At 63.6% G+C, this 25,513-nt stretch carries 30 protein-coding genes and 2 pseudogenes; 17 read left to right on the plus strand and 15 right to left on the minus strand.

Going from position 1 to position 25,513, the window contains the following annotated elements:
• Positions 1 to 18 precede the first annotated feature (18 nt).
• The 3 genes from D3F03_RS01565 to D3F03_RS01575 are packed head-to-tail and all read left to right on the plus strand — an operon-like array spanning position 19 to position 3,667.
• A complete protein-coding gene (locus tag D3F03_RS01565; RefSeq protein WP_119107614.1) occupies positions 19 to 2,067 on the plus strand; it encodes an acetyl-CoA carboxylase biotin carboxylase subunit in 2,049 nt (682 codons plus the stop codon).
• Between the two features lie 23 nt (positions 2,068 to 2,090).
• Positions 2,091 to 3,200 (plus strand): biotin synthase BioB, encoded by a 1,110-nt coding sequence (bioB, locus tag D3F03_RS01570; RefSeq protein ID WP_119108503.1) that lies wholly within the window; start codon positions 2,091 to 2,093, stop codon positions 3,198 to 3,200.
• Positions 3,197 to 3,667 carry a VOC family protein gene (locus D3F03_RS01575; protein ID WP_119107615.1) on the plus strand — a complete coding sequence of 157 codons (471 nt, stop codon included), beginning with the start codon at positions 3,197 to 3,199 and terminating at the stop codon, positions 3,665 to 3,667. Before bioB ends, D3F03_RS01575 begins: the two co-directional genes overlap by 4 nt.
• Positions 3,668 to 3,775: 108 nt before the next feature.
• Here the strand turns inward: D3F03_RS01575 and D3F03_RS01580 are convergent, their stop codons facing one another.
• Genes D3F03_RS01580 through D3F03_RS01595 form a run of 4 tightly spaced genes read right to left on the minus strand, consistent with a single transcriptional unit; the run spans position 3,776 to position 5,020 of the window.
• Positions 3,776 to 3,970, minus strand: coding sequence for a YgaP family membrane protein (locus tag D3F03_RS01580; protein ID WP_119107616.1), 195 nt, complete (start codon positions 3,968 to 3,970; stop codon positions 3,776 to 3,778).
• Positions 3,971 to 4,014: 44 nt separating this feature from the next.
• Complete coding sequence (locus D3F03_RS01585; RefSeq protein ID WP_119107617.1) at positions 4,015 to 4,461, minus strand: OsmC family protein; 447 nt, start codon at positions 4,459 to 4,461, stop codon at positions 4,015 to 4,017.
• 34 nt (positions 4,462 to 4,495) lie between these two features.
• Complete coding sequence (locus D3F03_RS01590) at positions 4,496 to 4,795, minus strand: rhodanese-like domain-containing protein (RefSeq protein ID WP_119108504.1); 300 nt, start codon at positions 4,793 to 4,795, stop codon at positions 4,496 to 4,498.
• A gap of 15 nt (positions 4,796 to 4,810) precedes the next feature.
• Positions 4,811 to 5,020, minus strand: coding sequence for a YgaP family membrane protein (locus D3F03_RS01595; protein WP_119107618.1), 210 nt, complete (start codon positions 5,018 to 5,020; stop codon positions 4,811 to 4,813).
• 135 nt (positions 5,021 to 5,155) lie between these two features.
• On the opposite strand from D3F03_RS01595, the gene D3F03_RS01600 reads away from it, so the two are divergent.
• Positions 5,156 to 5,506, plus strand: coding sequence for an ArsR/SmtB family transcription factor (locus D3F03_RS01600; RefSeq protein WP_119107619.1), 351 nt, complete (start codon positions 5,156 to 5,158; stop codon positions 5,504 to 5,506).
• Between the two features lie 226 nt (positions 5,507 to 5,732).
• Here the strand turns inward: D3F03_RS01600 and D3F03_RS01605 are convergent, their stop codons facing one another.
• Both D3F03_RS01605 and D3F03_RS01610 read right to left on the minus strand, forming a co-directional pair.
• The gene (locus D3F03_RS01605) at positions 5,733 to 6,248 is read right to left on the minus strand and encodes a hypothetical protein (RefSeq protein WP_147414689.1); all 516 of its coding nucleotides are present in this window, start codon (positions 6,246 to 6,248) and stop codon (positions 5,733 to 5,735) included.
• A 73-nt stretch (positions 6,249 to 6,321) separates the two neighbouring features.
• On the minus strand, positions 6,322 to 6,666 hold the full coding sequence (locus D3F03_RS01610; protein WP_119108505.1) for a cupin domain-containing protein: 345 nt from the start codon (positions 6,664 to 6,666) through the stop codon (positions 6,322 to 6,324).
• Positions 6,667 to 6,872: 206 nt separating this feature from the next.
• On the opposite strand from D3F03_RS01610, the gene D3F03_RS01615 reads away from it, so the two are divergent.
• The 5 genes and pseudogenes from D3F03_RS01615 (at position 6,873) to D3F03_RS01625 (ending at position 9,671) form a co-directional block, all read left to right on the plus strand.
• Positions 6,873 to 7,664 carry an SDR family NAD(P)-dependent oxidoreductase gene (locus tag D3F03_RS01615; RefSeq protein WP_119107621.1) on the plus strand — a complete coding sequence of 264 codons (792 nt, stop codon included), beginning with the start codon at positions 6,873 to 6,875 and terminating at the stop codon, positions 7,662 to 7,664.
• 101 nt (positions 7,665 to 7,765) lie between these two features.
• Positions 7,766 to 7,888: a hypothetical protein gene (locus tag D3F03_RS17480; RefSeq protein WP_281271406.1), complete on the plus strand. Its 123-nt coding sequence runs from the start codon at positions 7,766 to 7,768 to the stop codon at positions 7,886 to 7,888.
• A 50-nt stretch (positions 7,889 to 7,938) separates the two neighbouring features.
• A pseudogene (locus D3F03_RS17545) lies at positions 7,939 to 8,136 on the plus strand (MerR family transcriptional regulator); the annotation flags it as partial.
• 6 nt (positions 8,137 to 8,142) lie between these two features.
• Positions 8,143 to 9,006, plus strand: coding sequence for a hypothetical protein (locus tag D3F03_RS01620; protein WP_245960462.1), 864 nt, complete (start codon positions 8,143 to 8,145; stop codon positions 9,004 to 9,006).
• Between the two features lie 140 nt (positions 9,007 to 9,146).
• On the plus strand, positions 9,147 to 9,671 hold the full coding sequence (locus D3F03_RS01625; protein ID WP_147414690.1) for a hypothetical protein: 525 nt from the start codon (positions 9,147 to 9,149) through the stop codon (positions 9,669 to 9,671).
• A 180-nt stretch (positions 9,672 to 9,851) separates the two neighbouring features.
• On the opposite strand, the gene D3F03_RS01630 is transcribed toward D3F03_RS01625, so the two are convergent.
• Together D3F03_RS01630 and D3F03_RS01635 are read right to left on the minus strand one after the other, a co-directional pair.
• The gene (locus D3F03_RS01630; RefSeq protein ID WP_119107624.1) at positions 9,852 to 11,114 is read right to left on the minus strand and encodes an MFS transporter; all 1,263 of its coding nucleotides are present in this window, start codon (positions 11,112 to 11,114) and stop codon (positions 9,852 to 9,854) included.
• Positions 11,101 to 11,589, minus strand: a complete 489-nt coding sequence (locus D3F03_RS01635; protein WP_119107625.1) for a MarR family winged helix-turn-helix transcriptional regulator — start codon at positions 11,587 to 11,589, stop codon at positions 11,101 to 11,103. The genes D3F03_RS01630 and D3F03_RS01635 overlap by 14 nt, the downstream gene beginning before the upstream one ends.
• Positions 11,590 to 11,672: 83 nt before the next feature.
• On the opposite strand from D3F03_RS01635, the gene D3F03_RS01640 reads away from it, so the two are divergent.
• The 4 genes from D3F03_RS01640 to D3F03_RS01655 all read left to right on the plus strand — a co-directional run bounded on the left by D3F03_RS01640 (position 11,673) and on the right by D3F03_RS01655 (position 14,195).
• Entirely contained in the window at positions 11,673 to 12,215 is a 543-nt protein-coding gene (locus tag D3F03_RS01640; RefSeq protein WP_119107626.1) for a PaaI family thioesterase, read from the plus strand.
• A 5-nt stretch (positions 12,216 to 12,220) separates the two neighbouring features.
• Entirely contained in the window at positions 12,221 to 12,634 is a 414-nt protein-coding gene (gene gloA / locus D3F03_RS01645) for a lactoylglutathione lyase (RefSeq protein WP_119108506.1), read from the plus strand.
• Between the two features lie 143 nt (positions 12,635 to 12,777).
• Entirely contained in the window at positions 12,778 to 13,368 is a 591-nt protein-coding gene (locus D3F03_RS01650) for a gamma-glutamylcyclotransferase (protein WP_245960463.1), read from the plus strand.
• A 290-nt stretch (positions 13,369 to 13,658) separates the two neighbouring features.
• Positions 13,659 to 14,195 (plus strand): superoxide dismutase family protein, encoded by a 537-nt coding sequence (locus D3F03_RS01655; protein ID WP_119107628.1) that lies wholly within the window; start codon positions 13,659 to 13,661, stop codon positions 14,193 to 14,195.
• A 12-nt stretch (positions 14,196 to 14,207) separates the two neighbouring features.
• On the opposite strand, the gene D3F03_RS01660 is transcribed toward D3F03_RS01655, so the two are convergent.
• Complete coding sequence (locus D3F03_RS01660) at positions 14,208 to 14,786, minus strand: nucleotidyltransferase family protein (RefSeq protein WP_199665392.1); 579 nt, start codon at positions 14,784 to 14,786, stop codon at positions 14,208 to 14,210.
• 67 nt (positions 14,787 to 14,853) lie between these two features.
• Between D3F03_RS01660 and pdxH the strand changes: the two genes are divergently transcribed.
• The 4 genes and pseudogenes from pdxH (at position 14,854) to D3F03_RS01680 (ending at position 19,449) form a co-directional block, all read left to right on the plus strand.
• A complete protein-coding gene (gene pdxH, locus D3F03_RS01665; protein WP_119107629.1) occupies positions 14,854 to 15,513 on the plus strand; it encodes a pyridoxamine 5'-phosphate oxidase in 660 nt (219 codons plus the stop codon).
• A 70-nt stretch (positions 15,514 to 15,583) separates the two neighbouring features.
• Positions 15,584 to 15,958 (plus strand): annotated as a pseudogene (locus D3F03_RS01670) (transposase); the annotation flags it as partial.
• Between the two features lie 52 nt (positions 15,959 to 16,010).
• Positions 16,011 to 18,470, plus strand: coding sequence for a plasma-membrane proton-efflux P-type ATPase (locus tag D3F03_RS01675; RefSeq protein ID WP_119108508.1), 2,460 nt, complete (start codon positions 16,011 to 16,013; stop codon positions 18,468 to 18,470).
• Between the two features lie 136 nt (positions 18,471 to 18,606).
• Positions 18,607 to 19,449 carry an SDR family oxidoreductase gene (locus D3F03_RS01680; RefSeq protein ID WP_119107630.1) on the plus strand — a complete coding sequence of 281 codons (843 nt, stop codon included), beginning with the start codon at positions 18,607 to 18,609 and terminating at the stop codon, positions 19,447 to 19,449.
• 164 nt (positions 19,450 to 19,613) lie between these two features.
• Here the strand turns inward: D3F03_RS01680 and D3F03_RS01685 are convergent, their stop codons facing one another.
• The 6 genes from D3F03_RS01685 to D3F03_RS01715 all read right to left on the minus strand — a co-directional run bounded on the left by D3F03_RS01685 (position 19,614) and on the right by D3F03_RS01715 (position 25,394).
• Positions 19,614 to 20,570: an AEC family transporter gene (locus D3F03_RS01685; RefSeq protein ID WP_119107631.1), complete on the minus strand. Its 957-nt coding sequence runs from the start codon at positions 20,568 to 20,570 to the stop codon at positions 19,614 to 19,616.
• A gap of 182 nt (positions 20,571 to 20,752) precedes the next feature.
• On the minus strand, positions 20,753 to 21,715 hold the full coding sequence (locus tag D3F03_RS01690) for a sensor domain-containing diguanylate cyclase (RefSeq protein WP_119107632.1): 963 nt from the start codon (positions 21,713 to 21,715) through the stop codon (positions 20,753 to 20,755).
• 38 nt (positions 21,716 to 21,753) lie between these two features.
• Positions 21,754 to 22,560 (minus strand): hypothetical protein, encoded by an 807-nt coding sequence (locus D3F03_RS01695; protein WP_119107633.1) that lies wholly within the window; start codon positions 22,558 to 22,560, stop codon positions 21,754 to 21,756.
• 197 nt (positions 22,561 to 22,757) lie between these two features.
• Positions 22,758 to 23,813: a patatin-like phospholipase family protein gene (locus tag D3F03_RS01700; protein WP_119107634.1), complete on the minus strand. Its 1,056-nt coding sequence runs from the start codon at positions 23,811 to 23,813 to the stop codon at positions 22,758 to 22,760.
• A 327-nt stretch (positions 23,814 to 24,140) separates the two neighbouring features.
• On the minus strand, positions 24,141 to 24,719 hold the full coding sequence (gene msrA / locus D3F03_RS01710) for a peptide-methionine (S)-S-oxide reductase MsrA (RefSeq protein WP_119107635.1): 579 nt from the start codon (positions 24,717 to 24,719) through the stop codon (positions 24,141 to 24,143).
• Between the two features lie 30 nt (positions 24,720 to 24,749).
• Positions 24,750 to 25,394 carry an FmdE family protein gene (locus D3F03_RS01715; RefSeq protein ID WP_119107636.1) on the minus strand — a complete coding sequence of 215 codons (645 nt, stop codon included), beginning with the start codon at positions 25,392 to 25,394 and terminating at the stop codon, positions 24,750 to 24,752.
• Between the last annotated feature and the right edge of the window lie 119 nt (positions 25,395 to 25,513).

The raw sequence follows: 25,513 nt of genomic DNA on the forward strand, positions 1-25,513 counted from the left end.
CTTGGAAAGATACAAAGTATGTTCACCAAAATCCTGATTGCGAACCGCGGCGAGATCGCATGTAGAGTCATCGCCACCGCCAAGAAAATGGGCATCGCCACCGTTGCCGTCTATTCCGATGCCGACAAGGAAGCGCGCCACGTCAAGCTGGCCGACGAGGCCGTGCGCCTGGGTCCGGCGCCTTCGCGTGAGTCGTACCTGCTGGCCGAAAAGATCATCGAGGCCTGCAAGCAGACCGGCGCGCAGGCCGTGCACCCTGGCTACGGCTTTCTGTCCGAGAACGAGGCCTTTGCCCGGCGCTGCGAAGAAGAGGGCATCGCCTTTATTGGCCCCAAGGCGCATTCGATTGCCGCCATGGGCGACAAGATTGCTTCCAAAAAGCTGGCGCTGGAAGCCAAGGTCAGCACCATTCCCGGCTACAACGACGCCATCGCAGGCGCCGAGCAAGCCGTGGAGATTGCCAAGGGCATCGGCTACCCGGTGATGATCAAGGCCTCGGCCGGCGGCGGCGGCAAGGGCCTGCGCGTGGCCTACAACGACAAGGAAGCGTTCGAGGGCTTCACTGCCTGCCAGAACGAAGCCCGCAACAGCTTTGGCGACGACCGCATCTTCATCGAGAAGTTCGTGCAGGAGCCGCGCCACATCGAGATCCAGGTGGTGGGCGACAGCCAAGGCAACGTGATTTATTTGAACGAGCGCGAGTGCTCCATTCAGCGCCGCCACCAGAAAGTGATCGAAGAGGCTCCCAGCCCCTTCATCAGCGAGGCCACGCGCAAGGCCATGGGCGAGCAGGCCGTGCAACTGGCCAAGGCGGTGAAGTACCAGAGCGCGGGCACGGTGGAATTCGTCGTCGGCAAGGACCAGGACTTTTACTTCCTGGAGATGAACACCCGCCTGCAGGTCGAGCACCCGGTGACCGAATGCATCACCGGGCTTGACTTGGTCGAGCTGATGATCCGCGTCGCCGCCGGTGAGCCGCTGCCGCTCAAGCAGCAGGATGTCAAGCGCGACGGCTGGGCGCTGGAGTGCCGCATCAACGCCGAAGACCCGTTTCGCAGCTTTCTGCCGTCCACCGGCCGGCTGGTGCGCTTCCAGCCGCCCGAGGAAACCATGTTCCAGGCCGAGCCGGAGAAGAAATACGGCGTGCGCGTGGACACCGGCGTGTACGAGGGCGGTGAAATCCCCATGTACTACGACTCGATGATCGCCAAGCTCATCGTGCACGGAACGGACCGCAACGACGCCATCCACAAGATGCGCGCGGCGCTCAACGGTTTTGTCATCCGCGGTATCAGCAGCAACATTCCCTTCCAGTCCGCGCTGCTGGCGCACCCCAAGTTTGTCTCGGGCGACTTCAATACCGGCTTCATCGCCGAGAACTACGCGCATGGTTTCGTCGCCGAAGACGTGCCGCACCAGGACCCGCTGTTCCTCGTGGCCCTGGCCGCCTTCATGCACCGGCGCTACCGTGCGCGGGCCTCGGGCATCAGCGGCCAGTTGGCCGGGCACGAAGTCAAGGTGGGCGAAGCCTTTGTGGTCGTGGTGCTGGGCGCCGAGGGCCAGCACCAGCAATACCCTGTGGCGGTCACGGATTTTCAAGACAAATCGGGCTCCAGCGCAGTACAGGTGGGCGCTAACAGCTACAAAATAGAGAGTACCGCCACGCTGGGCCAAATCCGCGTGCAAGGCAGTTGCAACGGCCAGGGCTTCACCGCCCAGGTCGAGCGCGGTGCCGGCAAGAACCCGCTGGCGCTGCGCATTGCGCACAACGGCACGCAGATTGAAGCGCTGGTGCTCTCGCCGCTGGGTGCGCGCCTGCATGCGCTGATGCCGTACAAGGCGCCGCCGGACCTCTCCAAGTTCCTGCTCTCGCCCATGCCCGGTTTGCTGGTGCATGTCGCGGTGCAAGAGGGCCAGAAGGTGCAGGCCGGCGAAAAGCTCGCCGTGATCGAAGCCATGAAGATGGAGAACGTGCTGCTGGCCACGCAAGACGGCGTGGTAGGCAAACTGGTGGCGGGCAAGGGCGAATCGCTGAGCGTTGACCAGGTGATTCTGGAGTTCGTGTGACGGAGCGCGCGCACCCACACACCATGGCACTGCACCGGCCCGCTGCGCCGCGCACCGCGACCGGCCCCTGGCCCGTCGCGGCGGTGCAGGCGCTGCTGGAGCGCCCGCTGCTGGATCTGCTGTTCGAGGCGCAAAGCGTGCACCGTGCGCACTGGCCGGCCGGGGACATCGAACTGGCCACGCTGCTGTCGGTCAAAACGGGCGGCTGCCCCGAAAACTGCGGTTACTGCCCCCAGTCGGCCGAATTTGACACCGGCGTGAAGGCCCAGAAAATGCTGGGCGTGGACGAGGTGCTGCAGGCGGCACGGGCGGCACAGGACGCCGGCGCCACGCGCTTTTGCATGGGCGCGGCCTGGCGTGCGCCCAAAGACCGCGACATCGAGAAAATGGCCGAGCTCGTCGCTGCGGTGAAGGGGCTGGGGCTGGAAACCTGCGCCACGCTGGGCATGCTCGAAGTACACCAGGCGCAAACGCTCAAGCAGGCGGGGCTCGACTACTACAACCACAACCTCGACACCGCCCCCGAGTACTACCAGGACGTGGTCAGCACGCGCGCCTACCAGGACCGCCTGGACACGCTGGACCATGTACGCGCTGCCGGCGTCAAGGTGTGCTGTGGCGGCATCATCGGCATGGGCGAAGCCCCGGTGCACCGCGCCGGGCTCATTGCCCAGTTGGCCAACCTCAACCCCTACCCCGAATCCGTGCCCATCAACAGCCTAGTGCGGGTGCCGGGCACGCCATTGGCCGACAGCGAGCCGGTGGACCCGCTTGATTTCGTGCGCGTCATCGCCGTCGCCCGCATCACCATGCCCAAGGCGCGGGTGCGTCTCTCGGCCGGCCGCCAGCAGCTCGGCGAGGCCGTGCAGGCCCTGTGCTTTCTGGCTGGCGCCAATTCGATCTTTTATGGCGACAAGCTGCTGATCACCGGCAACCCCGATGCCGGCGCCGACCTGCAGTTGCTCGCAAAGCTGGGCCTGCGCGCGCAGGCCGCGGCGGACCGGCCAGCGGCAGCCACGAGCACGGGCGGATGCGGCTGTGGCTGCACCTGCGCCAGCGATGCCAACGACACGGCCGAAATCGCCGCCGAAATCACCGCAGTACCCACTGCAGATACAGGAGCCCCCGCATGACCCCCACACCACGCCCGTTCAAAGTTCTGGGCATCCAGCAAATCGCCATTGGCGGCGCCGACAAGACGCGCCTGCAAACGCTCTGGATCGACATGCTGGGCCTGGAGATGACCGCCACCTTCAAAAGCGACCGCGAGAACGTGGACGAAGACATTTGCACCATGGGCCGGGGCGCCACGCGCGTTGAAGTCGATTTGATGCAGCCGCTGGACCCCGAGAAGAAACCCGCCGTCCACACCACGCCGCTCAACCACGTGGGCCTGTGGATCGACGACCTGCCCAAGGCCGTGGACTGGCTTACGGCGCAGGGCGTGCGTTTTGCGCCCGGTGGCGTGCGCAAAGGCGCTGCGGGTTACGACATCTGCTTTCTGCACCCCAAGTCCAACGACGAATTCCCGATCGCCGGGGAGGGCGTGCTGATTGAGCTGGTGCAGGCGCCGGCGGACGTGATCGCCGCCCTGGGCTGACTGGGCCTATTCAGGCGGCCAGTCTCTCAAGAAGCCTGAAAATACTATCAAAAAAATAGCTGCTTGCGCTTACTGGATAAGCGATAGCAGCTATTTTTATCTAAATTTTCAGCTTTTCTTCATCGGGCAGGTCTTGATGCCCAGCAGCGAATACGCCGGGCAGAAGCCCAACAGCCCCGTGGCCACGGGCACCACGCCGATCCAGCCCCACAGCCCCACCGTGCCGGTGGCGGCCAGGGCGATCAGCACCAGGCCCACCACCACGCGCAGCACGCGATCCCAGCTTCCTACATTGAGCGACATTTCGTTTTCCTTTCGTTGACAGGGCCCCCGAGATGGGGGTTCATTCACTTCAGGCGCACGCCTTCGGCGTCGATCACCTGCAACTCGATGGCAATGCCCAGGCCCACGCTTTGCGTCACGGTGCAGTAGGCTTCAAATTGGTCCAGCACCCGGTCCAGGTGCTGCAGCGATGCGGCGGCAACGCCCAGGCGCAAGACGGCCGTCATCTTCAGTACGCGCAGGCGGTTCTGGTCGTTGCGGCCGACTTCGGCCGTCACCGTGCACCCAATCGGCTCGGGCGCCTGCTTGAACTTGCGCAGGGCAAACAGCAAGGAGTCCGACAGGCAGTTGCCCACCGCGGCAGCCAGCAACTGAACGGGCGAGGGCCCTTGTCCGCTGCCCAGAGGCGCCGGCTCGTCCGCCGCCAGCACCGGGATGCCGCCACCAAAATCCACATCGAAGCGGTAGTCTTTCTGCTGTCGCAGGGTAATCTGAACCGTGTTTTCACTCATGCCCAAGCCTTTTCTTGTTGGAATGTTCGAAACATCAGAGGCGGCGGATGCTCCGTCCCGTCTGCAGTGCCACGGCGCCCACCGAGCCGCCATTGACCGCCTGGGTATAGCCCATTTGCCGCAGCCATTGCAAGGCCATCCCGGACCGGGCGCCGGACAGACAGTACAGCAGCAGGCGCGCATCCTTGTCCGGCAAGACGGTGGGCGCGTCGTGCACCAGCCGCTCAAGCGACAGGTGCAGCGCGCCATCCACATGCCCGGACTCAAACTCAGGACGCGAGCGCACGTCCACCAAAAGCGGCTCGGGGTGGACGGCGGCGTGTGACGCAGGCATGGCGCAGACGCTCACTCAGCAGCCGGGCTGTGCACCCAGCTTGCGCAAAATGGTCTCCAGCATGCACCAGTGCGTGAGCGCGCTTTGGAACAGGTTGGCGCCGACAAAGGCCGTGAACGCCAGGAACCATTGGCTGACAAACACCGGGCTGCCGGGGATGCCGAGCGCCAACGAGAGAAGAATGAAAGTGCCCGCAAGCAGGCGAACGATTTGCCAGGATTTCATGGCGGACTCCCAAAATTTAGTTACGAAACTGATTATTTAGCCAAACAACTAAATAGTCAATTGCCGTATTATGGCAGCATCCGAGGCCGGGTGACTTGTCTGGCTGTCGGCCCTTGATCCAAGCCTCGCCATCCCATGAAAAACCTCCCGCCCGAAGCCCTCCAGCAAGTTGCGTCGTACTTCCAGACGCTGGCCGAGCCTACGCGCTTGCGCATCCTGAACCTGCTGCGGGAAGGTGAGCACAACGTGGGCGAGCTGGCCCAGCTCTGCGGCTACACGGCGGCCAATGTCTCGCGCCATCTCAGCCTGATGACGCAGCAAGGCTTTGTGACGCGCGAGAGCCGGGGCACCAGCGTGTACTACCGCATCGCCGACCCCTCGGTGTATGCCCTGTGTGATCTGGTCTGCGACAGCATTGCACGCCAGTACGAACGCGCGGTGAAGAACCAGCAGGCGATCTTCACGCGCGGCGACGGCGCGGCGTAACAGCGAGGAATCGACGAAGCGGGCAGAGCCGCCGTGCGATGACCCGCATGGCGGCTGCTGGCGGCAGAAACCCAGCACCGTCTGGTGGTGCAGATCAGATAGGAAACCTTGAATAGGTCAAGGTTCTGGGGTTTCATTAGTTAACATAATATACATCGTATCTACTGAAAGATAGGTTCGGCCGTTGCCTGATGTTTCTTGATACAGCAGCTCCAGTCCTGGCGCGCTATCCGACGGCACAGCGTGCCCAACGCGGTACTTGGGGCCGGCGAGACCCATCGTCTGGGTCGCTCCACACAAGCACAAATCGCTGCAGGAGCTTGCCGTCCTGCACGCGGCGCAGCTCGAAGACCTCATTGGATCGCCCATGCAAGGCGGTCTGTCGAAATGCCACGGCCTTCGAGTCGCTGGCGAAACACCAGCCGAAGATGGCTTGGGGACCAGAAAAGCTGTGCAGCCTTCGATGCCGATCCATGACGATGAGCTCAAGCGGGACGGCATACGACGTACAGCAGTTGGGATATTCCGCGAGCCAGCCCATCAGCTTCGCGTCTGGGGAGACCTTGGCGTCCTGAAATCCGGTTTGATCCTTCAATAACGGTGCTGCCTCAATCGCAGAGTTCGCGGTGGTCCGGTACTCAAGGCTGCGCCCACCCGCAGTGATCACAGCCGAACTGAACTGCGCGGCAGCGTCGTGCGGGAGCATGGACAGCAGCAGCGGCAACAGGAAGGCTGGCTTCACCTGGGGTTTCCTGGCACGTGGTGGCTAAACGCCCGAGGTACGGATGCGCGGCGCGTGAGGGTTCAGCATCGCCTTAGGCCTGCCGGACGATATCGACCGAGATCTCCACCGCGGCAGTGGTTCCTCGGTTTTCCAGCCAGTGCGTGGTGTTCCTGTCCTCGGGCCAGCCGACTCCCGGCCCATAGTCTGTAGCGACGCCATTCCGATGGTCGGTAATGGTGCCTTCCAGGATGTACACGATGCCTGGCCTGTCCTTGTGGTCGTGAACCGGGCCGAAGACGCCACCGGGCGCAATGTTCACCATTCGCATTCGAAGCTGGCGCCCAGCCATTCCCTCGATTTCGGGGCCAAGGTCCACCGACGCAAGTAACTTTACCGCCACACCTTTCGTTTTAGGTGCCTGCTGTTCGCTGCTCATGGTGCGCTCCTTCTGTAATTCCATGGTCCAACGGAATTCAGCGGCCGCTGCAGGCGATCCGCTGGAATGACTGCGTAGGCACATTCTTCACCACTTCTGCGCGCCCTGCTTCGGCCGAGCGTGCACAGGCATGAAAGCATCGTACCGGCAGGCGGTGCCTTCCGGAACCCGACCTCGCCGCGGTGCCTGCTTGCTACCATGCGGCCATGACGTCCGTACCCACCGAAAACCACTCCATTTCCTTCGGCCACGCTGGCCGCGTCTGCCTCATCACTGGCGCCGCCCAAGGCATAGGCGCGGCCTGCGCACGGCGCTTTGCCGCCGAGGGCGCACATACCGTGCTCGCGGATGTGGACGATGCGCGCGGCGAAGCGTTGGCGGCCGAGCTCTCCGGCCGGTACGTGCACTGCGACGTGGGCGACAAGGCACAGGTGGACCAACTGGTACGGCAGGCGCTCGCCTGGCAGGGCCGCATCGATGTGCTGGTGAACAACGCCGGCATCTTCCGCGCGGCCGATTTCCTTGAGGTCACCGAAGAAGACTTCGACGCTGTGCTGCGCGTCAACGTCAAAGGCGCGTTCCTGGTGGGCCAGGCGGTGGCCCGCGCCATGGCGCAGGCTGGGCGCGGCTCAGTCGTCAACATGAGCTCGGTCAACGGCACGCTCGCCATCCCCAACATCGCCAGTTACAACGTCAGCAAGGGCGGCATCAACCAGCTCACGCGCGTGATGGCGCTGGCGCTGGCGCCGCACAACATTCGGGTGAACGCGGTGGCCCCCGGCACCATTGCCACCGAACTGGCGGCCAAGGCGGTGCTCACCAGCGATGAGGCCAAAAAGAAGATCCTGAGCCGCACGCCCATGGGTCGGCTGGGCGAGCCGGCCGAGATTGCAGATGTGGTGGCGTGGCTGGCCAGCGACGCGGCCAGCTATGTGACGGGCGAGATCGTCACCGTCGACGGGGGCCGCATGACGCTCAACTACACCGTGCCCGTCTGACGGGGCAAACGCCCTGCCGCTCATTTGTCGAATGCTTCTGTTTCAATAGCTGATTGCGCAACAGCAGCAAGCGCTAGAGGCTGTTTTCATCATATTCTTTGATGGCAGATCCCGCCGACACCGTCCTGGCGGATCGGCAAGTTGACCCACCCAGCACCGACGGCCAGCAGGATGTCGATGTCCCTGTGGTGCACCCGTACAACACCAAGCCAATTGGGTCTTGAACCTAACGCAACGTCAGGTTTTACGATGCCGTGCATGGAGCGGATTCGCAATGCAATTGAAAATTGGTGAACTGGCAAAGCGTGCCGGCTTGAGCGTGCGGGCCTTGCACCATTACGACGCGATCCAACTGTTGTCGCCCTCGGTGCGAACGCCCGCAGGCGCGCGCCTCTATGGCCAAGCCGATCTGGTCCGCTTGCACCGCATCCAGTCGCTCAAGCAGATGGGCTATGCCCTGCCCCAGATTCACCAGGCCTTGAACGATGTGCACCTGGAGCCTGTGGACCTTCTCTTGCGCCAGGCCAAGGCTTTAGAGGCCCAGGCTGAGCAGGCGCACGCCTTGGCCCAGCGTCTGAAACAGGTTGCCAACACGATCCAGCAGGATGGTGAGGCACAGGGCACCGACTGGTTGGATGTGCTGGAGATGATGACCCTCTATGCGCGCCACCTCACGAAAGAAGAGATCTCGGCCATGCAAAAGCCGGATCAAAAGGCTGCGCGCCAACGGACGGTGCAATGGGAAACCCTCGTTGGCGAAGTTGAAATGGCCATGCACCAGGCCATTGCTCCCAATTCGCCACACGCGCAGGCCTTGGCGTGGCGTTGGGTGCGCTTGGTCATTGCCATGACGGACAACGACGCCGCATTGGCCGGCAAGCTGAAGTCCTTGCAAGAGCATGAAGCGCGAGCGCAGGAAATACTCGGCATCGATACGGCCATGCTCCAGTGGATCGGGCTGGCCATCGCACATGCCCGCCTGGCGCTATTTGCCAAGCACCTGTCGGCCCGCCAATGGGCTGAGGTCCGCAGACGCCAATTGGCCACCTCGGCGCATATGGACGCATGGCCCAGTCTCGTGGCGCAAGTCCGCGCGCAATTGGCGGCAGGGGTTTCTTGCGAGGCCGAGCCCATGCAGCGACTGGCCAGACGCTGGAATCAACTTTTTCAGGAATCGTATTGCGGCCAAGACGCCGCCCTGGAAGCCAGCGTCCGGCAAGCCTTCGCAGCCGAGCTCGATCTGAGTTTGGGGGTAGGTGTTGACCAGGCGCTGATGGACTACATACACGCCGCAATCAGGGTGGCGGGAAAGAAGGATCAGCCAGTGAAGGACATCCAATGACCCAGCGTATCCCCCCATGTGTTCGCACTCTCATGGTGGTTTGTCTGGTGCTCGGACTGTCAAGTTGCGCCAGCACCCAACCCGAACAGCCCGCCACCCGCAGCAAAGATCACCAATCAATGAAAACGCAAGGAACCGACATGTCACATTCTGCGAACCAAGTGCCGCCCGAAGTGGCCCGCTACCTCAAAGGCCCGACGACAGAGAGTCGACAGTTCGATTTTCTCATTGGCCATTGGAATGTAGCGGCCACCAAGTTCCAGGAAGACGGCAGCGTGCAGTTCCATTACCAGGCGCAATGGGTGGCACAGCATCTGAACGAAGGGCGCATCGTCATGGACGAATTCAAAGCGTTCGCGCCCACAGGGCAACAGGTCTCGTCCTATGTGTCCTTGAGAACCTATTCAGAGGCCACACATCGCTGGGAAATTACCGGTTTAGCGGCCTTTCAGCCCGCCATGAGCGGTGAGTGGCACGGCACCTGGACCGACGGCGAAATGCACCTTGATGCGGTAGGAACCAACCCCGATGGCAAGCGCGTCAGAACGAAAATTCGCTTCTTCAATATCCAGCCGAATAGCTTTTCCTGGGACAGCAAGTCAAGCCTGGACGACGGCAACACTTGGCTGCACACGGCCTCGCTCAATGCAACCAGAGCACTCTGATGGGGGGCGCCCCAGCAGACCGCTGGATTGCCTGACCTGGGACGGCGGCAGCATGGCGCCGAGCTGCACCGTGCCCGTCTGACGGGACCGACGCCCTGCCGTTCCTTTGTCGGATGCTTCTGTTTCAATAGCTGGTTGCGCAATAACAGCAAGCGCTAGAGGCCGTTTTCATCTTTATTTTCAGGCGACAGAACCCGCTCGCGCAGTCTTCGCGCTGCCCAAGCGCGCTTCGCGGATCGGCAGGTTGACCAGCGCAGCGCCCACGGCCAGCACGATGTCGATGTACCAGACCCAGTCATAACTGCCGGTGGCCTGAAAAACACTGCCGCCGAGATACGCACCCAGGAAGCCGCCCACCTGGTGCGCGAGCATCACGATGCCAAACAGCATGGCCATGTTGGCGGTGCCGAACATTTTGGCCACCAGGCCCACCGTGGGCGGGACGGTGGAGAGGAATGTCACGCCCATCACGCCGGCAAAGACCAGCACCACCCCGGTACTCTTTGGCGCGAACAGAAACACCAGCACCGCGATGGCGCGCGTCGCGTACAACAGCGACAACAGGGATTTCATGCGCCAGCGCCCCACGGCCCAGCCCATGGCCAGGCTGCCGACGATGTTGAACAGGCCAATCAGGCCAAGCGCCCAGCCACCCACCTCGGGCGCGAGCCCGCAGGCGGCAATGACGCCCGGCAGGTGCGTGGCGAGGAATGCCACGTGGAATCCGCACACCAGAAAGCCCGCTGCCAGGTAGCGGTAGCTGGGCGTGGCCAGCGCTTGCCTGATGGCCTCGCGGGCGCCGAGCGGTCGCTGGCCCGACTCGGTAGCGGCCTGCGCCGCCAGCGCCTTGGAATGGCCCTTGAGCACCCAGGCAGCCGGCAGCGCGAGCAGCACCAGCACGCCCAGCCACTGCATGGCACTGGCCCAGCCCAGGGCGGCGGTGAGGCCGATGGCCATCGGCGCCATGGCGAACTGGCCGAACGAGCCGCCCGCATTGACGATGCCCGTGGCCAGCCCGCGCTTTTCAGGCGGCACGAGCCGGCTGGCGGCCGCCATCAGCACCGACGGGCCGGCCATGCCGGCACCGCCCGCAGCCAGCACGCCAACGGCCAGGATCAGGCCGGCGGTGCTGGTCATCAGCGGCGTAAGAACCGTGCCCACCGCCACCAGCGCCACACCGAGCAGAATCACCCGCCCGGTGCCGATGCGGTCCGCAACCGCGCCGGCAAACGGCTGGGTCAGCCCCCACCAGAGCTGGCCCAGTGCAAAAGCCAGGCTGATACGGCCCACGCCGAGGCCAGTGGACGTGTTGAGCGCCGACAGAAACAGCCCCATGGTCTGGCGCACGCCCATGGTGAGCGCAAAAGCGCCCGCCGCCGCCAGCAGCACCAGCCAAGGAGCCAAAGGGCGCACCGCCCTCCCCGCGGGTTCAATCTTCGCCATGCGCCTGCTCCGTTGCCGGCGCCAGCAGCGCCAGGGATTCGTCGATCAGCGTGTGCAGGGCGGCGACGCGCTCCACGCCTAGGGTGTCGTTCAACGCCAATTGCGCGGCCTTCCAACTGCGCTGGGCCTGGGCGCGTTTGTCCCGCCCGGCCTGTGTGATGTGCACCAGGCGGCTGCGCGCATCGGATCCCGATTCCAGGGTGACCCAGCCCGCGTCCACCAAGGGGCGCAGGTTGCGGGTCAGCGTGGAAGGCTCCATGGTCATGGCTGCGGCCAGCTCCCCCGGGCGAATCGGCCCGAGCGTGAGCACATGCGAGAGCAGCGTGTACTGCGTGGTCTTCAGGCCGCACTGGGCCATCTGCGCGTCGTAGTGCTGGGTCACGCGGCGCATGAGCTGGCGCAGCCGGAAATTGGTGCAACCCTGCGGCATCGCCGGTGGCAGGGCAGGAACGGTTGCGATGGTTTGGCTTGGCATGAAACAATTGTAGTTGCAATCATTGCATATACAATATTAAATTTGCAAGTCGCCATCTGGCCCAAACTCTGAACGGACCGTCCATGTCCCACCACAACCATCTCGAACACTGGCTCGCGCAGGAGCGCGAGATCCTGGCCCTCCTCGATGCAGGCCCAGGCCCCGGCGTGGCCTCCCGCGCGCAGATCGCCAGCCTCACCGGCTTGCAGCAAATGCAGGCCATGCTGCGTGGCGAACTGCCCTACGCCGCCATCGCCAAGACACTGGACTTCTTGATCGTCGAGGCGGAGGAAGGTCGCGCCATCTTTCAGGGAACGCCCGGCACGGCCCACCTCAACCCTATGGGTTCGGTGCACGGCGGCTGGTTTGCCACCCTGCTCGACTCGGCACTGGGCTGCGCCGTGCACACCTGCATGCTGCCTGGGCGGGGCTACACCACCGCCGAACTGGGCATCAACATGGTGAAGGCACTTACGCCCAAGGTGCAGCGCGTGCGCGCCGAAGGCCGCATCATCCACTGCGGGCGCCAGCTGGCCACGGCCGAGGCCCGTCTGGTGGGGCCGGACGGCACGCTGTACGCGCACGCCACCACCACCTGCCTGGTGTTCGATCTGCCGGCACAATGATGGGCATGCGATTTCTTCACACCATGCTGCGCGTCGGCAACCTTGAACGCTCCATCGGGTTCTACACCAACGTAATCGGCATGCAGCTGCTGCGCCGGTCCGAGAACCCGGATTACAAATACTCGCTCGCCTTCCTCGGTTTTGACGGCGGCAACCCCGGCCAGGCCGAAATCGAGCTGACCTGGAACTGGGATACCGACCACTACGAGCTCGGCACAGCCTTCGGCCACATCGCCCTGGGCGTGCCCGATGTCGCCGCCGCGTGCGAGACCATCCGCGCCGCTGGCGGAAAAATCACGCGCGAAGCCGGCCCGGTAAAGGGCGGGCGCACGGTGATTGCCTTTGTCGAAGACCCCGATGGCTACAAGATCGAGCTGATCGAGCGGCCCGCCGAGGCGGCCGGTGGCGGGCTGCGCTGAATCTGCGCACCGCATATTTGCAATCATATTGATAGCTGCTTGCGCAATACCCATAAGCGCTAGAGCCTGTTTTTAATGTTATTTCTAGCTCAAAATTGGTGGCGTGCATGGTGCCTTGCCCTTTGCCTGCCGGGGCCGGATTGATGCGCGAGCCCCCTTCCCTGCTGGAGCGCACCGTCCAGGAATGGCGCGGCCGGGGCGACCTGTGGGTCTTTGGCTACGCCTCGCTCATCTGGCGCCCCGAATTCGACTACCTGGAGCGGCGCGAGGCGCGCGTGCATGGCTGGCACCGCGCGCTCAAGATGTGGAGCCGCATCAACCGCGGCACGCACGAATGCCCCGGCCTCGTCTTTTGCATGCTGGCAGGTGGCAGTTGCCGCGGCATGGTCTACCGCATCGCCGAGGCGCAGGGCGAGCAGGCGCTGGCCAGGCTGTGGGAGCGGGAAATGCCGATCCCGGTCTACGAACCGCGTTGGCTGCTGTGCCACACCCCCGCCGGACCGGTGCGTGCGCTGGCCTTCACGCTGGCGCGCAGCAGCCCCAGCCACACCGGCGAATTGCACCCGGACGAATACCGCCGCATTTTTCGCCAGGCGCGTGGGCGCTACGGCAGCACCCAAGACTATGCCCAGGCCACGCAGGAGGGCCTGCGCGCCGTAGGCATCCGCGACCGCCGGCTGGAGCACCTGATTCGCACGGCTGGGGGCGATGCGCCTTCCGACGGGTCTGCGTAATCGGCGCCCGGCAACGCGGCTCGCACCTCGGTTGCGTTCCTGGCCAGGCGTTTGCACATCGCTCGCCGTTGGCGTACCTTGATTCTTTTTGCAGCACAGCGGCCACGCAAATTGCAGCTGCGCAGCTTTCCCGAGCTGCAATGGGACGCGGCCTGGGAAGGGGTGCAGGCCCGGCCCAACTGAACGCATCGGCCGGTTTGTGCGGCGCTGGCTGACATCGCAAGCGTCCCAGCGGGCGCACCATTGGCAGCCGTGTCCTTGAATCACCAGACCCAAACCGGGAGTTTTTCATGCAACGCTTTGCCTTCGCCGCTGCTGCCGCCCTCGCCCTTGCCGGCTGTGCCGGCGTCATGCCCGGCCACGGCGGCGCCGTGCACTGGCCCAGTGCGACAGCGCAGCTCGAGGCGACGCGCGGCAACCATGTCACCGGGACGGTGCATTTCATCCAGATGGGCGATCAAATGCAGATACGCGGCGATATCCAGGGCCTGGCACCCCATTCCGAGCACGGCTTTCATGTGCACGAAAAAGGCGACTGCTCCAGCGGCGATGGCAACAGCGCCGGCGGCCACTTCAACCCGCACCACAGCCGCCACGGCATGGCCATGGGCCCAGAGCACCACACCGGCGACTTGCCCAGCATTCGCGCCAACGCCCAGGGCGTTGCGCACATCGACGTCAAGATCACCGGCGTGCGCGTGGGCAGCGGCATGGACGACATCGTCGGCCGCGGCCTGATCGTGCACCGCGACCCGGACGACTTCATTACCCAGCCCACCGGCAACGCCGGCCCGCGCCTGGCCTGCGCCGTGATTCAGCGCGACTGAGCGTTCGCCGCCTTAGGGCACTTGGCGCCGCGCCCGCAGCAAGGCATCGGCGCGCTGCAAGTCGGCCAGCGTGTCGATGTCGGTGACCACGCCGCAGTCTTCCACTGGCATGCTGAGCAAGGCTCCACGCTGCGCCGCGGCGCGCAGCAGAGCGCTGGCGCCCTGCTCTCCCGTCAATGCCGCCAGCGCTGGCCCCAAGGCCGTGGCAAAGCCCACCGGGTGACCGCGCTGGCCGCCAAACACCGGGGCCACCACCTCGGCCCCGCCCGCCAATGCGGCAGCGATCGCACGCAGCGTGTCTGGCCGCACCAGGGGCAGATCGCCGGGCAGCACCAGCCAGCCCCCCGCTGCCGGCGTGGCACGCACCGCCGCAGCAATCGAATCGCCCATGCCGGGGTGGCCAGCGTCTTCCAAGTGCCAGGGCAGGCCACTGGCACGCACGGCAGCCAGCGTGTGTTCGAGCACGCTGCGGCCTTCCAGCATCGCCGCCAGCTTGTGCACTTGCCCGCCTGAGGCGCGGAATCGATCACCCCGGCCCGAGGCCAGCACCAGCACGCAGGGCAGAAGCGGATCAGACAGGGGTGGAGACATGGCAAAGACTCTATCGCAATGCGTTTCCCTTCCAAGGGATGGGGCACAGGCGCGGCACAATCCTGCCATGAACCCGCCCTCCACTCCCCTGTCAGCCCACCTCGCCGATCTGCGCAAAAGCTACGAGCGCGCCGAGCTGAACGAAGACGCCTCACACGCCGACCCTTTGCAGCAGTTCAACCAGTGGCTGAGCGAAGCCATCAGCGCCCAATTGCCCGAACCCAACGCCATGACGCTGGCCACCGTGGGCAGCGACCTGCGCCCGAGCACGCGCATCGTGCTCATCAAGGGTTGCGACGCGCGGGGCGTCGTCTGGTTCACCAACTACGAGAGCCGCAAGGGCCAACAACTGGCTGGCAACCCCTACGCCGCCCTGCAGTTCCACTGGGTGGAGCTCGAGCGCGTGGTGCGCATTGAAGGCGTGGTGGAAAAGGTCAGCGACGCCGAGAGCGACGCCTATTACAAAACCCGCCCGCTCGACTCGCGCATCGGCGCCTGGGCCAGCCCGCAAAGCGAGGTCATCTCGGGCCGGGGCGTGCTGGTGGCCAACGCCGCCAAATACGGCGCCCAGTACCTGCTGAACCCACCGCGCCCGCCGCACTGGGGAGGCTACCGCCTCAAAGCCGACCGCTGGGAGTTCTGGCAGGGGCGCAAGAGCCGGCTGCACGACCGGCTGCGCTACCGGTTGGAGGCAGACACCTGGGTGCGCGAACGCCTGGCTCCCTGACCGGACCAAAGCGTCGGCTCCGGCCATACTCGGGGTCGTCGCAGACAACGAAAGCACGCCAAGCCAGTTGCTGCGGGTGCAGCTGCCGTACCGCAGCAGCGCCACGGCGCTGGGTCTGTTGGTGGACAGCATCGGGATCAGGTTCCGGGGAGAAGGCGGGTGAAAACGCAAGGAGCACCCGGCCGAGTACCGGCGGCAGTGGCGCAAGGCGCATCTGGCTATCGATGCCCGCACGCTGGAAATACCTGCCATCGAAATGACCAGCAACAGCGTGGACGACGCGCCGATATGGCCTGAACTTCCGAGCCAGATCCCTCCCGCTGAAGCAGTGGCCAGTGTCAGCGTGGACGGCGCTTACGACACCAAGGCGTGGCATTCGGCGACAGCCCTGCGAGGTGCGCAGGCGGTGATTCTCCCGCACAAGAAACTGCGCATTGATTGGAGAATCCATGCCATAACCAAATCCTTTCTTTCTTGGTTCGCAAGCAAATATGGCGATGCCAGATACCAATAGGGGCGATACCCCGCTGTATTCGACGACAGCCGAGACGTTGCTAGCGCTCGGCTCAAACGGTGAAACCGGGCTAACGGGCTCGGAAGCCAAAAATCGTCTGGATCAGCACGGTCCAAATGAGGTTCCCGAGGAAAAACGCCATCCCCTTTTGCGCTTTTTGAAGAAGTTCTGGGGCCTCTCCGCGTGGATGATTGAACTCATCGCACTGCTGTCCGTTGCCCTTCATAAGCAAGCCGACCTGTTGGTTGCTGTCTTGTTGCTGGTCATAAACGCGATTCTCAGTTTTCTTCAGGAACAACGCGCGTCGGCCGCAGTGGCCGCACTACGTCGCCAACTGAATGTGACTGCGAGGGTGCTGCGTGACGGCACTTGGCAAACCGCAGCAGCCCGCACACTGACTATTGGAGATATCGTGCGCATAAGAGCTGGAGACTTCGTTCCCGCCGATCTCCAACTCATTGATGGCGTCTTACAGACCGATGAATCCGCACTCACTGGTGAGTCGCACGAGGTCGAAAGGACGATCAACGAAGCGTTGTACGCCGGCGCAACGGTACGCCGGGGAGAGGGAACTGGTGTTGTGGTTGCAACTGGAGCACGGACCTATTTCGGCCGGACCACGGAACTTGTCGCCAGCGCACATCCGAAACTGCATGTCGAGGAGGTCGTCGCGCGGGTCGTTCGCTGGCTGCTCGCCATCGTTGGCATATTGGTCGCATTGACACTGGTCGTCTCGTACATCAAAGGCTTGCCTTTGCTCGACACGCTCCCTATCGCGCTGGTACTGCTTATGAGTGCCGTGCCGGTGGCACTGCCGGTGATGTTCACCGTGAGCATGGCGTTGGGATCAATGGAGCTTTCGCGTCGTGGCGTCTTGATTACTCAGTTGAGCGCTATCGAGGATGCCGCGACAATGGATGTGCTGTGCGCCGACAAGACCGGCACGCTCACCACGAACCAGCTATCCCTGCGCCGCGTCGAGCCGCTGCATGGTTTCAGCGAGGGCGACGTGCTGCAAACCGCTGCTTTTGCCTCGAATGAAGCCAATGCCGACCCCATTGACCTCGCATTTCTCCGCGCGGCAAAAGAACGCGGCGTTGGGAGCGCCGACGCACGAATCGTATCGTTCCAACCTTTTTCCGCAGCGACCCGGCGCACCGAATCCATCGTTGTTCTTGGCGGGCGAACGATGCGCTGTGTGAAAGGGGCTCTGCGAACCATTGCGGAAACAGCGGGGCTCGACGCAGTCGCCATCGCGGAACTGGAAGGGCGCGCCAACAAGGAAGCGCGGAACGGAGTGCGCGTGATGGCGGTCGCGCGTGCCGACGATGAAGGTGCGCTTGCACTGCTCGGCCTTGCCTACCTGTACGACGCGCCACGGCCCGATTCGCGCCGCCTTATCGACGAACTGCGCTTGCTCGGTATTCGGGTCAAGATGCTCACTGGCGATGCCCTTCCCGTCGCGCGGGCAATCGCAGATGTCCTGGGGCTTGGCACAATTGTCCGTGCTCCAGACCTGCATATTGCGTTGCAGGAGGCTCAAGAGCGTGGGACAGAGATGGCCGAAGATGCCGATGGCTTCGCCGAAGTATTCCCAGAAGACAAGTTTCTTGTTGTGAAGCGGCTACAAGCGGCTGGCCACGTGGTTGGTATGACGGGTGACGGCGTGAACGACGCACCTGCGCTGCGCCAGGCGGAAGTTGGAATCGCGGTCAGCGGTGCGTCCGACGTTGCCAAGGGTGCCGCGAGCGCCGTACTGACTCACGAAGGTTTGGTGGACATCATCGACCTGGTAAAGAGTGGGCGCGCGATCTACCAGCGTGTATTGACATGGATCGTCAACAAAATTAGCCGCACGATCCTGAAGGCAGGCTTCGTTGTTTTGGCCTTTCTTGCGACTGGACAGTTCGTCATTTCTGCGTTGGGCATGGTACTGCTCGTGTTCATGACCGACTTCGTGAAAATTGCGCTGGCAACTGACCGTGTGCGCCCGTCAGAACACCCCGAAACCTGGAATATCGGCCCATTGGTAAAAGTTGCCGTTGCTCTGGGGCTTCTGATGCTGGCCGAAGCCCTCGCGCTACTTGCATACGGTTGGCATCGGTTCGCCCTTGGTGATGGCGGCGGACGATTGCAGACTTTTGCGTTCCAAACGCTCTTATTTTTTGCGCTGTTCTCCATTCTGTCGGTTCGTGAACGCCGCGCGTTCTGGGCGTCACGTCCAAGCATGCTCCTTGCAAGCGCACTCGTCGCAGATGCTGTCGTTGGAGCATTGATCGGCATTCATGGCCTTGCCGAACTGCGACCGCTGCCAATCGCCCAAAGCCTGCTGATTGCAACCGTTGCTGGAGTGCTTGTGCTCGGTCCTAACGACCTCCTGAAAACTTCGCTCACAGAACGTGCTTTGAAGCGTTTGCGCAAACTATCCCCAGAGAAGCAATGAAGGTAATCACCGACAAGCCCGTCGAGTAACCGCAGGGCGCGCATGCCGTGCCTTTTGGCGTGCTTTATTTTCTGTTTTCTGAAGTGCCCCACTCGGGCGTTCAATCGAATCACCGCAGCGACAAGGAGACGACGCCATGCCAACCGCCCCCAACCGACTCACAGGCAAAACCCTTTTCATCACCGGCGCCTCGCGCGGCATTGGCCTGGCGATTGCCAAGCGCGCCGCTGCCGACGGCGCCAACATCGCGATCGTGGCCAAGACCACCGAGGCCAACCCCAAGCTGCCGGGCACCATCTACAGCGCTGCCGCCGAGATCGAGGCCGCTGGTGGGCGGGCCCTGCCGCTGGCGGTGGATATCCGCGACGAGGCGGCGGTGTTTGAGGCGGTCGCCAAGGCGGTGGAGGCCTTTGGCGGCATCGACATCCTGGTCAACAACGCCAGCGCCATCAGCCTGACCAACACCGAAGCCACGCCCATGAAACGCTTCGACCTGATGCACGGCGTCAACGCGCGCGGCACCTACCTGTGCACCATGGCCTGCCTACCCGAGCTGAAAAAGTCCGCCGCAGCCGGGCGCAACCCGCAGGTGCTGACCATGTCGCCGCCGCTCACCATGCAAACGCACTGGTTTCAGCCCCACACCGCCTACACCATGGCCAAGTACGGCATGAGCATGTGCACGCTGGGCCATGCTGGCGAGTTCAAACGCTATCGCATCGCCGTCAACAGCCTGTGGCCGCGCACCGCCATTGCCACGGCCGCCATGCAGATGATTCCCGGAATGGATGTGGCGCTGTGCCGCACGCCCGAAATCATGGCCGACGCCGCCTACTACGTGCTCACCGATACCGCGGGCGCCACGGGCAACTTCTACATCGACGACGCGGTGCTGGCGGCGCACGGGGTCACCGATTTCGACCGTTATGCCGTCACGCCGGGGAACCGCAACTTCCTGCCGGACCTGTTTCTGGATTGACGCTGGTGTCGTGAATTGCAAGTTCGCTTCAGAACGCTGCCGAGAATCGCTGCCATGCTGCGTTGCAAATCCTCGCGATAGCTACAGCTATCGCTGTGGTTTGCGCCTTGCCTGACGACCATTTCGACCGCTTTTCTTCTTCATCCAACTTCCAACGCACGACACTAGGCGGTCACAAACCGCGTGACCAGGAACATCACCACCGGCAGCGTGACCAGCGCCATCGCCGTGGAGACGGCAATACTCGCCGTCACCTCGGCTTCGGCCACGTTGTAGCGCTGGGCAAACAGGAAGACATTGGCGCCAATCGGCAGCGACGCGGTGACCACCAGCACCGCCAGCGCCGGCCCGCCAAAGCCTAGCGCCATGCCCAAACTCCCCAGGACCAGCGGAAAACCCAGGGATTTGACCAAGGCCACGCGCAGCGCGGGCCTGAAGTTCGACCCTACCTTCGAGAACGCCAGTGTGACCCCCACCAGCAACAGTGCCAGCGGCCCCAGCGCCTGACCGAGCAGTTGCAGGGGCTTGTCGACCACGGTGGGCAACGCCAGGCCTGTTTGCGCAAACAGCAGGCCAATGATGATGGGCAAGGGCACGGGGTGCAGGATGCCATTCTTGACCGCCTGCAGCACCGTGCGCAGCATGTGCGCTTGAGGCTGGCCCGGCGTGTCGGCGCGCTCGCGTGCGGCGGCCATCTCAAAGACCACCGTGGCCCCCGTCAGCAGCACCAGGGCGTGCACCGAGATCAAGGTGAACAGCGTCACCAGCCCGGCCTCGCCAAAGGCCAGGCCGATGAGCGGCACACCGATCATGAGGGTGTTACCAAAGGTATAGGCCAGAGCCCGCGCCGCCGCCAGTGTCGCAAAGCCCTGCAGCGCCAGCGTGGCGGCAAAAACCAGTGCGGCGGCCGCGAAATAAATACCCACCGGGCCAAAGTCAAGCGCTTCGATGTGCACCGTGCTCATGGTGCGAAACAGCAGGGCCGGCGTCAGCACCATAAAGACGAGGTTGGAGAGGTCCTTGACCGAGGCGGCGCGGATCCACTCCAGGCGCGCGGCCAGATAGCCGATGGCAATGAAGAGGCCGACCGGGACCAGAGAAGTGAAAACGGGAGAGTTCAAGACGCGACTATATTTTTGATAGCTGGGCGAGCTTATACCTAAAGCGCTGGAGCCCTATTTTTATCAAAAATACGAAACTGCAAGCATCGCACGGCTCCGGCTGCGCGCACCCGCATTCTTGAGGGGGCTTGGAGCTGCAAAGACTGGGCTCCTGTGCATTGCGCCCAGCCAAAACCGTCCCTTCAAGCCTCTACCGACGCCGCCTCTACCGGCGCCACTTCAATGCGGTTCCGGCCATTTTTCTTGGCCGCATACAGTTGCCGGTCCACCGCCTCCATGAAGTCGGAAGGCGACATGCGCGCGCCTGGAACGACCGTCCCGACACCGATGCTGACGGTAAGGCGCTGCTCATGCGGCGACTGCGCGTGGATGATGGCCTGCTTCTTGATCAGCCGCTCGCAGCGCTGGGCGACTTTCAGCGCCACGGTGGCATCGGCTTGCGGCAACAGGACCACAAATTCTTCACCGCCGAAACGCGCCACCAGATCGCGCGGGCCATCCAGGGCCAGACTCAGCGTTTGTGCGATATCCGTCAGGCAGCGGTCGCCCTTGATATGCCCATAGAGGTCGTTGTACTGCTTGAAAAAGTCGATATCGAACATCAGGACGGACAGCGGCTGGCCGTTGCTGCGTGCGCTCTCCCATTCCAGTTCGAGGCTGACATTGAATCGGCGCCGGTTGGCGATGTTGGTCAACCCGTCCTTGAACGACAGCGCTTCCAGTTCCTTTTGCAGGGCGAGCAGTTTTTCTTCGGTCCTTTTCCGTTCGCTGATGTCGAACATGAAGCCCACCAGCGCTTCCGGCCCGCCCTCCTGGTTGCGCACCACGTGCACGACATCACGTAGCCACACGTACCCGTTGTCCTTGGTCAGCGCCCGGTAGTCGGCCTCGTGGTCCACCCCAGCCTGGGATTGCGCGACACAGAAATTCACCACGTTTTCACGGTCATCCTGGTGCATGCGCGCTGCCCAGTCTTCCACGGTCATCCAGCTCTCGGGCTTCCAGCCTAGCAGCTCTTCGATTTGCGGGCCGATGTAGGTAAACCGCTTGCTGGCCCAATCAATCTTCCACGGAATGGCCTTGGTCGATTCCAGAAGGGTCCGGTACACCGCGTTGTCGCTATGGAGGTCGCTCACGTCTGCCATGTTCCATGTCTCCTGGTCAATATGGGTTCAATGCCTGCTTACCCGATGGCGACCGGTTGGCCATGCCCCGTGTCGATGGCGTTCCAGTACCAATAGAAAAATCCGTGGTCTTTTTGCAGCAGCGTGTGCGTGACGATGCTGCCTTGCCGGATGTCGCCCCAGCAGGCGCGCGCCGAATTGCGGTTGTTGTGCAGGTCGATGCACTCCAGGCTGGTACTCGCCGGTTTGGGCGGGATATACAGCGCACTGCCACGCGGCACCCAGAGATCGGCCAGCCGGATCTTGCCCAACGCCGGCCAGTAGCGGCCGACCGAAATCACCAGCGGCTGCGTGGGGTCGGTGGATGCGAACACGTGGGGGAAGTCGTGGTGCTCCAGGTCGGTGCACACCACGCTAAGCAGAGTATTGCCCGTTCCCTGGTAGGGCGACCAATGCCCGGCGAAGACACCGTATTCGTATTCGATCTGCTGCAATTGCGCGACCGGGCTGCTCAGGCGGACCACCTGCCCCGGCTCCACCAGCGTGATACCAAAGGCCGCCGCGACATCCCGCGTCGCCCACAGCGGCGCGAAATCGACCTGCCGGGCTGCAAACCCCAGTTGCGTTTCAATGCCGTACGGCGGCGTGGGTTTGACCCCCAACACTTCGGCCACCACGTACTCGTTGCCCATGGCCATCGCCGGGTGGGTGGCCGCCGGTTCGATCGGCGCGACGCCAGCGGGCGGCTGGCTCAGGTAGGTGGGGGCGCCGCCATCGTTGAAGAAAAACGGCGTTTGGGCGATGTCCACCGCCGTTTCGAAAATCTCTTTGATGAACAGCGGTGCAGCAAGCTGGGTTTCGGGCACGGGGTAATGACTCCTGCATGTTTTGGGACGTTCGCGCTTCCAATCCGGCCCCCAACAAGGCCGCAGAATATGTTACCAGGGGTTTCAATTTGGCGCTGGGCGCGGCTGAAAGCGCCGCGGCATCAGCCACCGCCTCGAAGCGGAGCAAGCCGGAAGGGCCAGCCACCGCTTTCTACGGGCACAAGCTCCGTCCTGCGTCACGGGTGGGCACAGGAGTCGTCCAGCCCCGCCATGCCCGCCACTTTCTGCAGACGCGAGCGATTGTCCAAACAGGCTTGGTGTTCGACCTCGGCCGCTTTTTGCTGGGCCAAGCGGATGGTTCTGGCGCGTTCGGCCTGCAGGCGGGCCACGCGCTCGCGTATCTTCGGCATGGCGGCCAACGCGGCTTTTTCGCCCTCGATGATGGCGGTGGCGCGCTGGCTGAAGTCGGCCGAGCTCAGGTCGAGCACCTTGGGGCGGATGACGACGTCGGCCCGCGCCAGCTCGGCCTGACCGAGCTTCTGGCCCATGATGGCAATCGACTGATTCAGCGTGCCCAGCATGTCGCCCGACACCTTGCCCTGGGCCTTGCTGGAAATGTCCACGGCAATCACCACATCGGCGCCCAGCTGGCGCGCCGCATCCACCGGCACCGGGCTGACCACACCGCCATCCACATAATGGTATTTGCCAATGGTGACCGGCTGGAACACCCCCGGCACGCTGCTGGACGCCCGTACCGCCTGGCCCGTGTTGCCACGCGCAAACGCCGTGCGCTCGCCATCTTCGAGCCGCGTCGCCACGGCCACGAAAGGCTTGGCCAGTTGCTCCATGGGCTTGTGGTGCACCTGCTCGTTCACGTAGTCCTCCAGCTTCTGGCCCAGCACCAAGCCGCCAGAGGACCACTGCAGGTCGCGGATATTGGCCTCGTCCATGGCGATGGCCTTTTCCTGCAACGCAAACGCATTCAGGCCGCTGGCATACAGCGCCCCCACCACGCTGCCCGCACTGGTGCCCGCCACCACAGCCGGAGCAAAGCCATTGGCCTCCAGCATCTTGATGACGCCGATGTGCGCAAACCCCTTGGCCGCGCCGCCGCCCAGGGCGATGCCGATTTTGATGGGCGGTACGGGAGGCGTGGCTGCCGTGGTTTCTGGGGCGGCGGCCGGTGGGCTGGGCGAGGTGCTGCTGCAGGCGGCCAAGGTGGCCAGGAGCAGAGACATGAGCGGACGCGAAAAGAGGGTCAGGCGGATGCCGGGAAATCGGTTTGTCATTGAATCGGGTGTGTAGCGCCAGCCGTTTGGTTGACGCGGGCGAACTGCAGCTTATTGCCGAACCGGCGCCACGGAGCACTTGAATCCCATGGCATGCAGCACCTTGAACAGAGTATCGGAGCTGGGCGCGCGTTCCCCAGGCAGGCTTTTGTCGCGTTGGGGGGCCTGCCCGGCTCTTTGTGCAGGTCGCCTTGAACGCAGGGTTGGACCTCGGTGGCATACCCTGCCCCTGCTCGGCACAGAGATAGGTATTGAAACTCCTCTTTTAATAGCTTCCAGCGCCCGTCCCATAAGCGCTAGAGGCCGATTTCACTCAAAAAACCAGCGTCACCCATCCTTCAAAAACCGCACAAACGTCTTGCGAAACTTGGCCACCTTCGGCCCCACCACGGCGGCGCAGTAGCCTTGGTTGGGGTTTCGCGCGTAGTAGTCGTCGTGGTAGGCCTCGGCGGCGCTCCAATTGGAAAGCGGCGCGACCTCGGTGGTGATGGGGCCGTCGTAGAGGCCCTCCTCCGCCATTTCCTTGAGCATCTGGCGGGCCAGCTCGCCCTGGGCTTCGGTGTCGTAATAGATGCCGCTGCGGTACTGTGTGCCCACGTCGTTGCCCTGGCGGTTGAGCTGCGACGGGTCGTGCATGGCGAAGAAGATTTCCAAAATCTCGCGCAGGCTGATCACGGTATCGTCAAACTGCACGCGCACCACTTCGGCGTGGCCGGTGCGGCCGGTGCACACCTGCTCGTACGTGGGGTTCTGCGCATGGCCGTTGGAATAACCGCTTTGCACGTCGGTCACGCCGCGCACGCGGTCAAACACCGCCTCGGTGCACCAGAAACAGCCGCCAGCCAGGGTGATGGTTGCCCTTCCGGCTGAGGCGGCTGTTCCGGGTTGATTGCCTGGATGGCTCATTGCGTCAAGCTCCTTCGTATTCTTCGAGGTTCACGGGGCGGGATGCCAGTCGCTGACCCACACCATTGCGGGGTCGTCGGCATGGTCCACCAGCATCAATCGCACCCGCTCCTGCCAGAGCTGTGCAAAACGCTCCAGCTCGGCGCTGTCGGCGCGCTCGGAGAAGGCTTTGGCCATCAGCGGTCGCATTTCGTCCGGCCAGGGCAGCAGGGCGCCGTCCAGGTGCACGGCGACGGCCTTGCCGGTGTCACGGCGGCGCATGCCTAGAACGCCGTCGACGTCGGCACCAAAGTGCAGCAGGTTCTTGCGTGCAAAGAGCGCCGACGGGCCGGCACCAGGAAACCCGGTTTCAGCCGCGGCACCGGTCACCAGTTGCACCACCGAGGAGATGACCCCCGTCACGCCGCTATCGCGCGCGTCCCGCATGAAGACTTCCACATCGCCCCGCACGGGCGTCTCACCTGCATACAGTGCGCGCAGGCCATGCAGAGCCATGAGGTAGGCGCCCGCGACGGTCGGGCACGAGTGGCCCGCCAGGCGCACCACGTCGGCGTAGCCATATTGAATCAGCCCCTGCCGGACCGCGCCCAGAAACTGGGCCAGCGGGTCGCGCACCGTGATGACGGGCGCTTGCGCGAAAAAATCGGGAAATCCGGGGTCTTGCACTTCTGTCATGGCACCTGCTTTTGCTTTGGAAGCGGCACATCGCGTGCCGCTGGGCCATCGTAAACACTTCTGGCTGCATGACCGCATTGGGGCTATTTCAATCAGGCGCGCAATTGACCTCTGGAAAC

The organism is Simplicispira hankyongi (assembly GCF_003570885.1).
GTDB classification, from domain to species: Bacteria; Pseudomonadota; Gammaproteobacteria; order Burkholderiales; family Burkholderiaceae_C; genus Simplicispira; species Simplicispira hankyongi.